This window comes from Flavobacterium faecale (genome assembly GCF_048320115.1).
GTDB classification, from domain to species: Bacteria; Bacteroidota; Bacteroidia; order Flavobacteriales; family Flavobacteriaceae; genus Flavobacterium; species Flavobacterium faecale_A.
The window spans coordinates 119,101-134,831 of record NZ_CP182943.1; the positions used below are offsets into that span (position 1 = coordinate 119,101).

Annotated in this window: 16 protein-coding genes; 2 read left to right on the forward strand and 14 right to left on the reverse strand. The window is 33.3% G+C overall.

The genetic code is table 11. The features are described from left to right. Positions 1-7: 7 nt before the first annotated feature. The 11 genes from ACNH59_RS00495 to ACNH59_RS00545 all read right to left on the reverse strand — a co-directional run bounded on the left by ACNH59_RS00495 (position 8) and on the right by ACNH59_RS00545 (position 11,080). Positions 8-934 (reverse strand): hypothetical protein, encoded by a 927-nt coding sequence (locus ACNH59_RS00495; RefSeq protein WP_418263504.1) that lies wholly within the window; start codon positions 932-934, stop codon positions 8-10. Positions 935-945: 11 nt separating this feature from the next. Next, the gene (locus tag ACNH59_RS00500; RefSeq protein WP_418263505.1) at positions 946-2,001 is read right to left on the reverse strand and encodes an acyltransferase family protein; all 1,056 of its coding nucleotides are present in this window, start codon (positions 1,999-2,001) and stop codon (positions 946-948) included. 26 nt (positions 2,002-2,027) lie between these two features. Beyond that, entirely contained in the window at positions 2,028-3,065 is a 1,038-nt protein-coding gene (locus ACNH59_RS00505; protein WP_418263506.1) for a glycosyltransferase family 2 protein, read from the reverse strand. Between the two features lie 108 nt (positions 3,066-3,173). After that, the gene (locus ACNH59_RS00510) at positions 3,174-4,076 is read right to left on the reverse strand and encodes a glycosyltransferase family 2 protein (RefSeq protein WP_418263507.1); all 903 of its coding nucleotides are present in this window, start codon (positions 4,074-4,076) and stop codon (positions 3,174-3,176) included. Further along, on the reverse strand, positions 4,076-5,365 hold the full coding sequence (locus tag ACNH59_RS00515) for a polysaccharide biosynthesis protein (RefSeq protein ID WP_418263508.1): 1,290 nt from the start codon (positions 5,363-5,365) through the stop codon (positions 4,076-4,078). Before ACNH59_RS00515 ends, ACNH59_RS00510 begins: the two co-directional genes overlap by 1 nt. A gap of 29 nt (positions 5,366-5,394) precedes the next feature. After that, positions 5,395-6,807: a UDP-glucose 6-dehydrogenase gene (locus tag ACNH59_RS00520; protein WP_418263509.1), complete on the reverse strand. Its 1,413-nt coding sequence runs from the start codon at positions 6,805-6,807 to the stop codon at positions 5,395-5,397. A 59-nt stretch (positions 6,808-6,866) separates the two neighbouring features. Further along, complete coding sequence (gene gmd, locus ACNH59_RS00525) at positions 6,867-7,982, reverse strand: GDP-mannose 4,6-dehydratase (RefSeq protein ID WP_220764415.1); 1,116 nt, start codon at positions 7,980-7,982, stop codon at positions 6,867-6,869. Positions 7,983-8,236: 254 nt separating this feature from the next. Beyond that, positions 8,237-9,190, reverse strand: coding sequence for a GDP-L-fucose synthase family protein (locus tag ACNH59_RS00530; protein WP_418263510.1), 954 nt, complete (start codon positions 9,188-9,190; stop codon positions 8,237-8,239). Between the two features lie 62 nt (positions 9,191-9,252). After that, complete coding sequence (locus ACNH59_RS00535) at positions 9,253-9,588, reverse strand: hypothetical protein (protein ID WP_418263511.1); 336 nt, start codon at positions 9,586-9,588, stop codon at positions 9,253-9,255. Positions 9,589-9,650: 62 nt separating this feature from the next. After that, positions 9,651-10,655 carry a mannose-1-phosphate guanylyltransferase gene (locus ACNH59_RS00540; protein ID WP_418263512.1) on the reverse strand — a complete coding sequence of 335 codons (1,005 nt, stop codon included), beginning with the start codon at positions 10,653-10,655 and terminating at the stop codon, positions 9,651-9,653. Beyond that, the gene (locus ACNH59_RS00545) at positions 10,655-11,080 is read right to left on the reverse strand and encodes an adenylyltransferase/cytidyltransferase family protein (protein WP_418263513.1); all 426 of its coding nucleotides are present in this window, start codon (positions 11,078-11,080) and stop codon (positions 10,655-10,657) included. Before ACNH59_RS00545 ends, ACNH59_RS00540 begins: the two co-directional genes overlap by 1 nt. A gap of 504 nt (positions 11,081-11,584) precedes the next feature. On the opposite strand from ACNH59_RS00545, the gene ACNH59_RS00550 reads away from it, so the two are divergent. Next, positions 11,585-12,049, forward strand: coding sequence for a UpxY family transcription antiterminator (locus ACNH59_RS00550; RefSeq protein ID WP_418263514.1), 465 nt, complete (start codon positions 11,585-11,587; stop codon positions 12,047-12,049). 61 nt (positions 12,050-12,110) lie between these two features. Here the strand turns inward: ACNH59_RS00550 and ACNH59_RS00555 are convergent, their stop codons facing one another. After that, entirely contained in the window at positions 12,111-12,320 is a 210-nt protein-coding gene (locus tag ACNH59_RS00555) for a helix-turn-helix domain-containing protein (RefSeq protein WP_418263515.1), read from the reverse strand. A gap of 48 nt (positions 12,321-12,368) precedes the next feature. After that, positions 12,369-12,602: a helix-turn-helix domain-containing protein gene (locus ACNH59_RS00560; RefSeq protein ID WP_418263516.1), complete on the reverse strand. Its 234-nt coding sequence runs from the start codon at positions 12,600-12,602 to the stop codon at positions 12,369-12,371. A gap of 887 nt (positions 12,603-13,489) precedes the next feature. Here ACNH59_RS00560 and abc-f point away from each other — a divergent pair. Then, positions 13,490-15,352, forward strand: coding sequence for a ribosomal protection-like ABC-F family protein (gene abc-f / locus ACNH59_RS00565; protein WP_418263517.1), 1,863 nt, complete (start codon positions 13,490-13,492; stop codon positions 15,350-15,352). A 77-nt stretch (positions 15,353-15,429) separates the two neighbouring features. Here abc-f and ACNH59_RS00570 read toward each other — a convergent pair whose 3' ends face one another. Then, entirely contained in the window at positions 15,430-15,657 is a 228-nt protein-coding gene (locus tag ACNH59_RS00570; protein WP_418263518.1) for a CDGSH iron-sulfur domain-containing protein, read from the reverse strand. Between the last annotated feature and the right edge of the window lie 74 nt (positions 15,658-15,731).

A 15,731-nucleotide genomic window follows, 5' to 3' on the forward strand; every position in this document is an offset into this window, starting at 1 on the left:
TAAATTTTTATAAACTTAGATGCCATTTGTATTTTTTTTGCCACATTTTATGTCTAACTGGCCCCGTATAATGACGAACCGCCATTTGTTTGGGGGTAAATAAATAAGAAAAATCAAATTGATCGCCTGCATCCAAAACAAACGTTTTAGGAGGTAAAGGCATAAAACTATTGTCTTTTAATAATTGATGATAAATGGTTTGCTCGCTGAAATATTCATAACTAAAATCATAGATTTTTAAAATTTCAAGTGCCTTTTCCAAATGCTGAAAAGGGACATTGGCGAAAATAAAACCAGAGTTTACTTGATATACTTGTTCGGAGTATAAGGTTTTGTATCGGCTATCCAAACAACCCCAGTTGGTATCAGGCATAAACCATCCCGTTGCTTGAGGTCTCTCCGTTAGGAATAATTCTACAACCTTTGCCTGCTCATAAAATAGAATATCTGAATCTATAAAAAGTGTTGGATTTTCAATCGTATGGTTTAAATAGTAAAACAACTTTTTGCCTAGCGGAAATTTTTTAGCATAATCAATCAAATATTCCTCATAGTCTTCTAACGCTTCTTTACACAAGCCTTTTAAGGTTTTAATAGTGTTCCATGGTATCCCTTTTTTGACCTTCAAAAAATCAAAATGATCTTCCAGTTGTGCTATTTGTGCTGCGGTATGTGATCCATCGGAATAAAGAGTCCACTTAATCGGAATTCCTACGTACCGAACAAAAGACAAAATGGATAATAGTTGCTCTTGGTAATCATTACAGGAAGAAAAACTAGCTACTTCCATTGGAATGCGTTTCTTTTGATTGATTTTTATTAGCAAAATGGGTAAATTTTGACTCACTTCATTTGCAAATTTTTTTCGATGCCACTTGCTGATCTCCGTAGTTAGTTTTTTAGTGAAACCGCCTTGCCCTGGTATTTTTTTCATGATTGTTTTTCTTAATTGTCGGTAAGTGGAAATGAAAACCGATTCTTTAACCATCCAAAATTGTTGAATAATGGTTTCCAAAATTTATTTTTTAGCCAGATATCGAAAATATAATTGATTGGAATACAAAGTAAAATTGCGAAACAAACAAAAAGATAAGCCTCCCGAATCCCAATATGATAGCCTATAAAATATAAGGGAATGTGAAATAAATACAGGGGATACGAAAGTTCGCCTAAGTAATTAAACCACTCTTTGATAGACTTGCTTAATTTTATTTTAGCAAACAAGAAGCTAATTACCATTCCTGTAGTGAGCAAGAACCAAATAAATGTGAATTTTTCGATGACTACTTCCCTTAAAAAATTATAATAAATACCTGCCGTCCCTATTAAGATTAAAGGAATAACTCCATAAAATTGTTTTTTGACCGCTACAAGGTATCCAATGATAAATGGCCATGCATATATTAGGTGTTTTACTCCATACAGCTCTAATGCAAATAGTTGCGTATGAGCCACATAGAAAACCACCGAAAGTAATGCAATCAAATAAACAAATGGCAACCGCAGTTTATAAATAAATGGCAAAATGAGATATAGAAAAAACTCTACGCTTATTGACCAAAGAGGACTGTTATATGTAAGTGATATACTTGCAATCCCTTGCAATAATAAAAAATTACTGATGCTAGTTAAATTTCCCGTTGCGATGAAAGTAGTGTCTTTGACGGTATAAGGACTTCCTAGATAAAATTGTAAAAAAACAGTTAATAACACCGCCATAAAATACAAAGGATAGATTCGTAAAAAACGTCTTTTTAAGAATCCCTCTTTGCTTTTCATGATTGAAACACCAACAGAAATACCTGAAATCATTAAAAAAACCATTACAGCTCCTTTTCCACCAAATTCACGAATTATAGCAAATACACTATTTGTGTTTACAAACCGATCTAAATGTCCAAAGCTTATCATTACGATAAATGCTAATAAAAAACGTGTTATCGCTAATAAAGCCCATGTAGAACTTGTAAATGTTGCTTCAGAGTAAAAATATTTTTTCATCACAGATTGATTTAGCTGTTCAAAACTTAAGCTACTTTTTTAAAAATCAAACATTTAACAAACAGCTTTACTTCCTCATTTCGATGTATCTGGGTTTTCCAATTCCATTTTGACATAAGATACTTAACATATAAAATAGGACTATACCGGAAGTAATTGTTAAAATACCTATTCATCACGTTTACTTCTAATTGTGATAAATAGCGTTGAAATGCCTTGGGTTCAAAAAAACCAGCAGCATTGGATTGACTTAATTTTTTTTGTAATTTTTTAAAAATCACCAATTCATTATAATCAACACATTGCGTGTTTCTATAGTATTTTTCCAAAAATTGGTACTCTTCTGGAGTTATCGTAATATCCAAATGGTTCAATAATTCAAACTTTAACTGGATGTCGATTTTCATTTGTTCTTCCGCTCTTTTAGCCGAAACTTGATTCGCATAAACGCGATATTCCACCAATATTTCGGGTAAAATATAGAGCTTCCCTAAGAACAATAACTGAATCCACATGGCATAATCCTCAGCAGGTTCTTTGGTTTTGTCGTATAGGATATCATGAGCATCTAAAGTTGCCTTGCGCATCATTATAGAAGAATGACAAATGCAATTCCCTTCTAAAAAGGCTAATTTGATTGCATCGTGTTCTTCAGGAGAACTAAAATAAACTTCCCTACCAATTACTTTGAAAGCCGTAGCACATAATACCGTTTCTGGATGGGACTCTAAATAACTAACTTGTTTGAAAAAACGTTCGGGCATACAAATATCATCCCCATCCATCCTAGCTATATACTCGCCTCTTGCTATTTTAAGTCCGTGATTCAAACTATTAGTATAGCCCGTATTAATTGGTTTTTCAATCAATTGAATTCGAGAATCGTTATAACTTTTTACAATTGAGGCGGTAGCATCCTTAGACGCATCGTCAATTATTAAAAGCTCAAAATCAGTATACGTTTGATTCAAAATACTATCGATAGCCTCCCCTACATACAGTTCACAATTGTACACGGGCATCAAAACAGTAATTTTGGGAGAAGATTTGACAGCTAGATTCATTTGAAATACTATTTTATGATGTTTACGTTATTCTTTGATAAAATCAGGTCTGGTTGAGAATTATTTTAGAACCCTTAAAAATGCATTCTATTCAAGCCGATGTTTTAGTTAACCTAATAATGACCAGAGATAATACCCCGTGAAATAGCTTGCGTTTTTTACGGACTTATTAATTTGAAAAGCTTTTAAACTATGTTGTTTTGCTGTTTTCAAGTCATTTTTATGTACAAGCCTAGCGTAGCCTAAATGGGTGCTGGCCAATTGCTCCATTCGAATCTTCAGTGGAATTTCTTTCCAATCAAAATGTTTGGCATAAATTTTAATTAAGGCTAAAACCATTTTAACTTCATTATTGGAAGCCGCATTTCCTGAAGAATGTTTGCGGTAAAGTGCGGTATGCTGCCCTGAATACGCTATTTTATTTCCCGTTCTGGCAATTCTAAAAAACAATTCTTTGTCCTCGGCTGGATGCACTTCTTGAATCATCCCCCCTACAGATTCCCACGTTTTTTTTTCGATTATTGCAGTACAGGGATTTATCCCTATTTGATGGGTAAACAATGAAACATTAAAATCTTGTAGCATCGCTGCGCTAATCTCTTGCTTAAATATGATGTTCTCTACCTTGTCTAAAAAAACAAGACATCCCGCATAAGCCATTTTAATTGTTGCATCTTGAGTAATAGTAGTTACTAGTGTTTCTAAATGGTTCGGTAGCCAAACATCATCGCTGTCTAACAAAGCCAACCAACTCCCCGAGGCATTGGCCACGGCAACATTTCTAGAAACACTTACTCCTGAGTTTTTTTCATTCGTAATTACTTTGACAACATTACTAACTCCCTGTGAAAATTCGTTTGCTTTTTGGAGTGTGGCATCTGTAGAACAATCATTTACCAAAATAATTTCCCAGTTGGAATACGTTTGCTGTTTTACAGATTCCAAGGTTTCTTGCAAAAATTCAGCTGCATTGTACGCTGGAACTATAACGCTTATCAGTGGATTGATCATTATTTATTTACTATTAATTTATAAAAACTAAAACTATAATTTACTGCCAATGAAATACATTGGTATAAAATGCTGTAGTATAAAATCCCTCGAAGTGTTGCTAAATCCCAAATAAAAAAAGCAACAGTAACCGTTAACAAATTCATTGCTATAACTAGGATAGGATTCAAAAAATGACCTCTACTTCCCATCAAATTTCCAGTCATGGAAGCAATTAAGCCAATACAATTGGACAAAATAATTAGAAAAAGTTCCGTAGATAAATCACTATAGGAAGAACCTAAAACCCATAACATTTGAGTGGGGAACAAAAACACAAAAAGAATTACCACTATCGAAAACACAAAAAGCAGGGCTTGAAAAAACAGAAAAGCTTTTATTATAAGCGATTTATTTTCGTCTAATCTGGAAAAACGAGGAATAAAAAGGGTTGACAATACGCTCGTAAAAAGTCCTATTAAGAGTGAAAACCTTCCTAATGCGCCAATACTAGCTAACTCATTAGAATTTCCAAAAACCGATAATATCCAAATAACAATTTGTCCAGAAAAGGCAAAAAAGACGATATTAGGTAATAATTTATAAACTATTGCTAAAATATCTTTTCTAACTGTTGCATCTGGTTTTTGATGTACGTCAACAAACTTACTGTTGATTTTCTTCAATTTTAGATTCCCATAAATTTGAGGTAATCCAGAAGCTAGGACAATCACAAATGTAAAAGGGAATATAAAAATGGTTGAAAGTGTTAGTAACAACCTGCCCAAACCTACTTTTAATTGATTTTTTTGTAAGCTCTCAATATCTTGATGTAATTTGGGTGTAATTTCTAACAACGAATCTGATAAAGCAGCGTAAAAAGCAGGAATTAACGATAGCATTATTAAAGCAGCAGACAACCAACTGGCATTATTTTTTACCAATAAATAAAGAATAATCGGAGTGGCAATTACTAAGGTTACCACTGCAAATTTCTTCCTTAAATCTAATCCTGTGGCAAGAATAACGCCTAGTTTTTTAGGGTCTTTCCACTCTTTTCCACTCAATGCCATGACGCCATTGGAGATACCAGAATCTGTAAAAACCACTAAAGTACCCAGCATTGTATTGGCTAAGGTATAAAAGGCATATTCTTGAATAGGTAGTAATCTCACAATTAAAATCCCTGTAATAAATCCAACTCCTTTTAAAATAATTTCAGTACTTCCTACAATGGAAACTAACTTTAGTACATCTATTCCCTTATCGTAGTGGCGATGGTTTCTTACTTTATCAAAAGCTTTGTTCATACTTAGGTACTTGTTTATCAAAACTTTTATTATCCTTTTCCTATTCCTTTTATCTCAAAACCTATAGCACTTAATTTTTCTACATCTAAAATATTTCGACCATCAAAAACAAATGCGGGCTTGTACATATTGGCATAAATTGTTTCCCAATCATAAGTTTTAAACTCATCCCATTCCGTTAAAATCGCAACGGCGTGAGCTTCATTCATTGCTTCCATAGGGGATTTATACACGATAATTTGTTTGAGTTTAGAGGCTATTTTCTTTTCGGTTAGTCCTTTTAAATCCCACAAATAACTCATATCTGCTTTGATTTTTTCTTCAGATACTTTGGGGTCATACACGTGAATTTCAGCTCCATCTTCAATCAAATGTTCCGCAACATAAATAGCCGCAGATTCCCTGGTATCATTGGTATCTTTTTTGAATGCCCAACCTAGGAAGGCAATTTTTTTCCCGCTTACCGTATTGAAAAGAGTTGTAATAATTTTTTTTGCAAAACGGTATTTTTGGTAATCATTTAAAATGATAACATGCTCCCAATAATTGGCTACTTCAGGTAAATTAAAATAGCGACACAAATACACTAAGTTCAAAATGTCTTTTTGAAAACAAGAACCACCAAAACCAACGGAAGCTTTCAGGAATTTAGGTCCAATACGACTGTCAGTTCCTATAGCATTGGCTACTTCATCGACATCCGCTTCTGTCGCTTCACACAAAGCCGATAAAGCATTAATAGACGAAATACGTTGTGCTAAAAAGGCATTGGCGGTCAATTTTGATAATTCAGAAGACCATACATTGGTTGTTAAAATCTGTTTTGGGGATAACCAATGGGCATAAATATCAACCAAACATTGAATGGCTTTTTTTCCACTTTCTGTTTGTTTTCCTCCTATTAGTACGCGATCAGCATAGAACAAATCTTCGATAGCAGTTCCCTCGGCCAAAAACTCGGGATTAGAAAGTACTTCAAACTTAACGCCATTTCCGGTACTGTCTAATATGGTTTGTAACGTTTGGGCTGTTCGTACAGGAAGTGTCGATTTTTCGACAATAATTTTATCATTTTTAGCCACTCGAGCGATTTGTCTGGCGCATAATTCGACAAATTTAAGGTCAGCAGCCATTCCTTTACCCTCTCCATAGGTTTTGGTAGGTGTATTTACAGCGATAAAAATCATGTCAGCTGCTTCAATAGCAGCATCTACCTCGGTTGAAAAAAACAAATTACGCCCTCTAGCTTCGTCCACAACCTCTGCCAAACCTGGCTCATAAACTGGTAATTTATCCAGGTCTTCATCATTCCATGCCGCGATTCGGGCTTCGTTTAAATCAACTACCGTTACCTTTATCTCTGGACATTTTAGAGCGATAACAGACATGGTAGGACCACCAACATATCCAGCCCCTAAGCAACAAATATTTTTAATTTTCATAGTGCTATTTTTTTTACAAGCAGAAAAACTTTGCCTTTATTTGATCGTTAATAATTTACCTATTCAAAATAATTTAGTGTCGCATATCCTCCTACTTTCAGAAATTGATCTTTTTTCATCAACATTAAATCCGATTGCATCATATCTTTAACCAATGCAGCTAAATCGTATTTACATTCCCAACCCAATTTAGTTTTGGCTTTTGTAGGATCCCCTATTAGTAAATCCACTTCGGTAGGTCTAAAATACTTGGGATCTACTGCCAATACTTCTTTACCAATTTCTAATTGATAATCGGGATGACTACAGTATTTGACAAAAGCTTTCTCTTCTATTCCTTGACCTACAAATTCCAGTTCAATTCCAACTTCGGCAAAACTCATTCGGACAAATTCACGAACTGGAGTGGTGACTCCTGTAGCAATTACCCAATCTTCAGGCGCATCTGCTTGTAAAATCATCCACATCATACGTACATAATCTTTGGCGTGTCCCCAGTCACGACGAGCATCTAAGTTTCCTAAATAAAATTTATCTTGTAAGCCTAATGCAATTCTGCTGGCTGCTCGTGTAATTTTACGAGTAACAAACGTTTCCCCTCGAATGGGTGATTCGTGATTAAAAAGTATTCCGTTACACGCATACATTCCGTAGGCTTCTCTGTAATTTACTGTAATCCAAAAAGCATACATCTTAGCAACTGCATAAGGTGAACGCGGGTAAAAAGGAGTCGTTTCTGATTGCGGTACTTCTTGTACTTTTCCGTACAACTCTGAGGTGGAAGCTTGGTAAATACGAGTCTTTTTTTCCAATCCCAATAATCGAACAGCGTCTAAAATGCGTAGGGTTCCTAAACCATCGGCATTTCCAGTATATTCTGGTGTCTCAAATGAAACTGCAACATGACTCATAGCCGCTAAATTGTAAATTTCATCAGGCTGAATTTCTTGAATCAATCGGATGAGATTCGTACTATCAGTCATATCGCCATAATGCAAAATGAAATTTCTATTTTCAACATGAGGGTCTTCATAGAGATGATCAATTCTGTCTGTATTAAACAAAGAAGTACGTCTTTTTAATCCGTGTACTTGATAGCCTTTTTTTAGTAGAAATTCACTTAAATAGGCTCCATCTTGTCCTGTGACTCCGGTTATGAGGGCGGTTTTTTTCATTGGATTGATTTTAAAATTATAGGACATCCTTGTGTTGTGCCATTTTGAAAAAGTCAGTTCGATTTTTTTCGGGATGAAACAAAAAAGAATGAAGAACTGTTTTTTAATGACTTGTTTCAGGTATTCAGAAAATAATCATTAAAAACCAATTGAATCGAATGGGCTAAGACATAGCAATAGCTGCGCGAGAAGTCGCAACAGGCAATTTTATTTTTTTATGAGATTTTTATTCGATAGTAAGCGAAAGCAAACTACTAATAACGAACTTGTTTGAAATTTTCACTGTTTTCTAAAAACCAATTATAGGTATTATGAATCCCCTTTTCTAAAGAAACTTGGTGTTTCCAACCGATTTGGTGCATTTTTGAGACATCCATTAATTTTCTTGGAGTACCGTTAGGCTTGGTATCATCCCAGAGAATATCCCCTGTATGTCCGATAATTTTTTGAATGATAAGTGCTAATTCTTTAATGGTAAGATCTTCACCTGTTCCTACATTATACAAATAATCAGGAAGTTGGTTTTCCAAAGCAAAAACAACGGCCGCCGCCATATCATCCACAAAAAGAAACTCTCTCATGGGAGTCCCAGTACCCCAAAGCACTACTACAGCATTATTATTTTGTTTGGCATCATGGAATTTTCGAATCATGGCAGGCAACACATGTGAACTGTTTAAATCAAAATTATCATGGGTGCCGTATAAGTTGGTAGGCATCAAACTCACAAAATCCTTGTTGAATTGTTTGCGAATTGCTTCACATGCTTTAATACCACTGATTTTTGCTAATGCGTACCACTCGTTTGTAGGCTCTAAAGAAGAAGTCAATAGATACTCCTCTTTTAAGGGTTGTGGTGCCATTTTGGGATAAACACAAGAACTTCCTAAAAAAATAAATTTTGATACTCCTAAAAGATGGGCTTCATGAATAAGATTGTTTTGTATTTGCATATTTTCCATCAAAAATTGATACGGAAAATTATTATTTGCCTGAATACCTCCCACTTTTGCAGCAGCGTCGATGATGACATCAGGTTTTATTTTATGTAAATACGCTCTAATCTCTTGTTGTTCCGTCAAATTTACTTCACTACTTGATGCACCCACTAGATTATTATAGCCCTTTTGGGATAAAATTCTCCAAATTGCGCTTCCCACCATTCCTTTATGTCCAGCAATATATATTATTGAATTTTTGTCAATCATCAGTGCTATCTCTTTATAAATAAAATTAGTTTAAAATTTTGTGTTATGGAAGAAACTCCCTCTTATAAATCTTCTTCCTTTAATACGGAATGAGACACCATTAGTTTTTTAAAATTAATCAAGGAAATACGCCCGCATCCTTTAATGAGTTTCATTTTATCAAAATCAATATTTTCTAAAAGGCTTCGCTCCATTGTTTTTAGATCTTCCCAACAAAGTTTAATATCGTAATGCGTCTTATAATATTTTTGAAGCACTCTAAACACTCCACCTCGCATATCCTCTTGAATATTAATTTTCTCAGTGGTATGCAGAATTTCTTTTAACTGATTATCCATCTGCAATTTATATTCTGCAATAATTTTAATCGCTAATTCAAATTCTTTAGAAGTAATCATCTCATTTCATTTAAAGGGGAAATATTCCCAAATTATTTAAATCAATTTCATGAAAGTCGTTTTTACAATAATGGTGAAGCAATTGATTTTAATTCTTGGTAAACATCTTTTACATCTTGGGAATTTTCTTTTTGCAAAACCATCAAAGCATCAACAGTATAGATTAAAATACAATTTTTAAGACCTACAAAACTAGTATGTCGAGAGGTTCCTATAACGATGTTGCTATTGGTATCCATTGGATGACCTTTTTGGACGAGGTAATCATATACCGATTCAAAAGAACCCAAATCGGACCAATCAAACTGCGAGGGAACCATTTTTATCGCTTTAGTTCTTTCCATAACGGCATAATCAACACTAATGGAGGGTATTTTTATAGACAAATTATAATCCAAGAACCCTTTTTCGTTAGCTTTCCAAGCTGCTTTAGAGGCTAAGAAAACTTCAGGTTCCTGTTTTTCCAGTTCACTTAAAAATTTTGCAGCTTTAAAACAAAACAAACCACTGTTCCAAAAATATTTTTTCGCCTCTAGATATTTCGATGCTATTTCTAAACTTGGTTTTTCATGAAATGCAATTACATTTTCATTATCAAATTCAATATAACCATATCCTGTTTCTGGCTTGGTGGGTTTTATTCCAAAAGTCACTAGATAATCTTGATTTGCTAATGCAATTGCTTGTTTCAAAGCACTTTCGTATAAATCGCTCCCTTCTATAACATGGTCAGATGGGGTAACTAATAAAATATCGTCTGGTTTTGAGGCAAAGGCAGCAAAAGCTATTGCCGCAGCCGTATTTCGTGGAATGGCCTCAACGATGTGAATAAAAGGTTTCTCCATTTTTGACATCAGGATATCAGTCAATTTGTAATTTTCAATATTTCCAACGACGATGGTATTATTAGAAAATGCGACATTGCGATTTATTGTTTTTTCAAAAAGAGATTCTCCTGCAAAAAGTTTCAAATATTGTTTTGGCATGCTTTTACGAGAAAGAGGCCACAATCTACTTCCAATTCCTCCAGTCAAAACTACGTGAGTAATTTGGTGAGTAACTGCCATTAGTGAGAATTTAAAAGTTCTTTTTGATATACCTCATGACGCAAATTGGTACTAGAAAAACGGTGATCTCTAGTATTAAAATAAAGTGTGATTCCCTTTTCTTCACAATATTTTCTTCCTGTGAAATCTTTGTCTTTATATTCATCACCTACAATTCGCAAATCAATTGTAAAAGACTTCAATATATCTTCTAAATCTTGTTCAGTAGCATAAGGGACAATTTCATCAACAAATTTGCAAGCTTTCAATTGTATGTATCGTTCTACTACTGTTTGAGTAGGTTTGTTTTTGGTAGGTCGATCTATAGTAGGATCTGTCTGTAAACCTACAATCAAATAATCACAATTAAGTTTGGCTTCTTCAAGCATTTTAACGTGCCCTGCATGTAACAAATCAAAAGCACTAAAGGTTATTCCAATTTTCATTTGTATTAGATTTAAATTAAACAATTAATTTTTTTTGTGTATTGATTATTATTAAATAGTAGCGCAGAACTACCAAAAAAATACTTAAAAGATGCTGTTTTTTTTACAGAAAAGGATAAGGGTTCCCCGTGAATAGTTACATTATACTATCCAAAAAAGAAAAAATAAAACTTGCAAAAAAGAAAAATTCAGTAGCTCAATTTTTGCAAAATGACTTTGATTTCTAGCTTCAAAAATTCAAGAATTCAAATCATTATAATAGTATTGTTTTAGCAATAACTACAATGTCAAAATTAGATAGAGTACAAGTGAAAAAAGGATGATTTTAGTGGTTAAAAATCCTTAATACGGACAAATTGCTATTAAAACCGCCTTTAAAAAAGAATGGTAAAAATTAAATTTACAACAATAAGTCTTCGTGATTTGTATGCTTAATGCATACACAACACAACTATAAATACATTATAATCAGAATAATAATTACAAACTCAAAAATTTAGTAGTATGAAATGGTATGTAGTCTTCACCAAACCAAAATGGGAAAAAAGAGCCAGTGATCAATTAACGCAGCTGGGAATAAACTGTTATTGCCCCATGATAAAAAAGGTAATTCAAAGATCCGATCGTAAGATTAAGAAAGAAGTCCCTTTATTTAGCAATTATATCTTTGTTCAGTTATTGGAAAAAGATAGGAATAAAGTGTTTTTATCCCCTGGTGTTGTACGTTATCTATTTTGGTTAGGAACCCATGCTATCGTAAAAGACAAAGAAATTGAGACGATAAAAGAATGGCTTAGCGCTGGAGATACAGCTACGGAAATTTCAGTTATGCAATACCAAATTGGACAAAAAATCAAATTACATTCGGGTCCATTTTGTGAGCAAACGGCAGTAATTAAAGATATTACTAAAACACATTATGTTTTGATATTAGAATCTTTGGGTTATGTTCTGAAGGTAAAATATTAATAGACCTACTTTTATACCAACGCTTTCCTTTTTTACTACCTTCAATTAGAATAAGAAAAAATTAGTAGGATAGCTTACAAACATCGCTTTTTTTAACTCCCAAAACCTTAGCTAATTTATCAAGTTTTGACAATTTCAAATCTACTTTGCCTCTTTCAATTTTTGAATACAATTTTACGCTCATTTCCATTTGAATGGCAACAAAATCAAGACTGTAATTGTTCTTTTCACGATATTCTTTTATATTCTTATAGATTTTATTTACTTCCATAATCTTATAAATTAAATTATTCTTTATTAATCATTTTGGTATCGCATGTTACTTAGTTTCATTAAAAAAAATAGTGACATCAAACTTAAATATGAATTCTATTGAGACGTCCAAAACTTTAGAAATTTCCATCAATTTAGTTACTGTCAAATCAACTTCCCCTCTTTCAATTTTCCCATAGCCACTCATACTCATTTTTAGTTCTTCAGCAACATACTCCCTAGTTAGATTTTTTAATTCTCTGATTTTCCTTATGTTTAGGTACACATTCGATTTTGCCATAACAAAAAGATTTAATTAATACTTATACTGTTTTTTTATATTCTTAGGATTATCAAAATCCTTTTAATACTTTTTCCCATGGTATTTATTGTTAATGTTAATTCAATTGCGCTTTAATGATTAAAAAAAAACAATTATTTATTTCATTTTATATTGTCTTTTTTCTAAAAAAATACTGATAAAAAAGAATGTGATAAAAATAACTTTCAAAATAAAAAAATATAATAATTTTTAGCAAATTATTCAATTTAACTATTAAATAACATCAAAAACATTAATTTAACAATAAAAACATCAATGAAAACTTGTTTTTGAATCAATTCTTTAAATATTTTATAATATTAAGACAAATACTATTCAACAAAAAACAAAAATAGTAACTATCTGACGAAAAGGTTATTATTTCCGACGAACCACATGATATTAAATAATTTCTTACAAAGAAAAGAAAAATACATTTTTTTTAAAAAAAAGTGACACAATTGTAGGAATAACTCTTTTACTATTTCTTAATATCAATCATGCAAAAAACTAAATCGTAAGGAAAAAAAAGAAAAAAGATACATTAATACCCCAGCTATTGTATAAATTCATTTAAACCTTTACTTCATTCCCATCCATTTACAACGGAATAGTTTACTTTGTAAAAAGTACACCGATGAAATGAAAAAACCCGGCTAAAAAAAGTTAACCGCAGATTCGCAAATTATTCGTTGCGTAAGAAAATAATTAAATTTTCTTTAATTCCACTATTAAGTGAATCAGTTGTATTCCAATTATTTTTAAAAATCTGCGAATTTGCGGTACTTTCTTAACTCCTGCTTTTATTCCCCTACTTCCCTTTCATTTACAACTGAATAGTTTACTTTTGCAAAAAAAATACACTTGTGAATTACCTTTCAGTTGAAAATATATCAAAGTCTTATGGTGAACGTACACTGTTTGACAACATCTCTTTTGGAATCAACAAAGACCAAAAAATTGCTTTTATAGCCAAAAATGGATCGGGAAAAACGACCATTATGAACATCATCAACGGTTTTGATGAGCCTGATACAGGGCAAGTTATATTGCGCAAGAGCATCCGCATGGCGTTTTTATCACAGGATAATAACTTGCAAGAGGAGTTGACGATTGAGGAAAGTATTTTTGCTTCAGACAATGAGACTTTAAAGGTTATTGAGGCTTACGAAAAAGCATTAGAAAATCCTGAAGACGAGGAGGCGTACCAAAAAGCCTTTGACGGAATGGACCAACACAACGCGTGGGATTTTGAGACGCAGTACAAACAAATTCTATTCAAACTGAAACTGGAAGATTTCAAACTGAAGGTTAAAAACCTTTCGGGTGGGCAAAAAAAGCGTTTGTCGCTAGCAATTATCTTGATTAATCGACCTGATTTATTGATTTTGGATGAGCCAACGAATCACTTAGACTTGGAGATGATTGAGTGGTTAGAGAGTTATTTTGCCAAAGAAAACATCACCTTGTTTATGGTGACACACGACCGTTTTTTCCTAGAGCGTGTGTGTAACGAAATCATCGAACTGGACAACGGAAAAATATACCAATACAAAGGAAATTACTCTTATTATTTAGAGAAAAAAGAAGAACGCATCGCCTCCGAAAATGCGAGTGTGGACAAAGCGCAAAACCTTTTTGTTAAGGAATTAGAATGGATGCGCCGCCAACCTAAGGCGCGAACAACCAAATCGAAATCGCGTCAAGACGATTTTTATGTGATTAAGGAAAAAGCCCAAAGTCGCCGTAAGGAGAACAAGGTGGAACTAGAAATCAATATGGAGCGAATGGGCAGCAAGATTATCGAGCTACACAAAATCTCTAAAAAATTCAAAGATCACGTTATTTTAGATGATTTTTCTTTTGATTTTCAACGTGGGGAGCGCATCGGAATTATTGGAAAAAATGGAACTGGAAAATCTACTTTCCTGAACTTATTGACAGGAACGATACCGCTTGATAGTGGTAAAGTGGTAGTTGGTGATACCATCAAAATTGGGTATTACACCCAAAGTGGTATTAACCCGAAACCAGGACAACGTGTTATTGATATTATCAAAGAATATGGTGAATTTATTCCACTTTCGAAAGGAAGAATCATATCAGCTTCGCAATTGTTGGAACGCTTCCTTTTTGATGCCAAAAAGCAATACGATTATGTTGAAAAATTAAGCGGTGGTGAATTAAAACGTTTGTATTTATGTACGGTTTTGATTCAGAATCCAAACTTTTTGATTCTCGATGAGCCAACTAACGATTTGGATATTGTAACGCTAAACGTACTAGAAAGTTTCCTTTTAGATTATCCTGGATGTTTGCTTGTAGTATCACACGACCGTTACTTTATGGACAAAATTGTCGATCATTTATTTGTATTTAGAGGTCAAGGCGAAATCGAAAATTTCCCAGGGAACTACTCTGATTTCAGAGCTTATGAAGACAGTGCTGATGTGGCTCAAAAAGAAGAAAACAAAGCCGAGAAGAAAGAGTGGAAACAAAAAAATCCAACAGGCAATTTGACTTTCAACGAGCAAAAAGAATTCCAGAAAATCGAGCGTGAAATCAAAGATTTAGAAGAGCAAAAAGCCAAAATAGAGCTTTTATTCTCTGAAGGAAAAGTAGCCGAGGCGGACATTGAGAAAAAAGGAAACGAATTGCAAAACCTCATCAATAAAATGGAAGCTAAAGAAGAACGTTGGTTTGAATTAAGCGCCAAAATGGAGGGATAAAAATTTCCGAATAAATAGAAAGTACAAAAAAATCCGATTTACAATTGAATGTGAATCGGATTTTAAATTTAAATACTTTATTTAGTCTTCATTGGCGGTAAATCAAAAGCCTTTGGTTCGTGTTCAAAATTGTTGCGGTGGGAACCATCACAAAAAGGTTTATTAGAAGATAACCCACAACGACATAGTCCTAAAGCTTTTCTTCCTTCCAAGCCATATACTTTTCCGTCACAGTCCATTATTTCAAAATCACCTTCGATTTTTATAGAACCATTATTATTGATTATTAATTTCGTCTTACTCATACCAGTTTATTTATTTTTTTAGAATTCAAAGATTAGAAAATAAATTCTGAAAGCTCTTCTTTAAATGCTTTTTA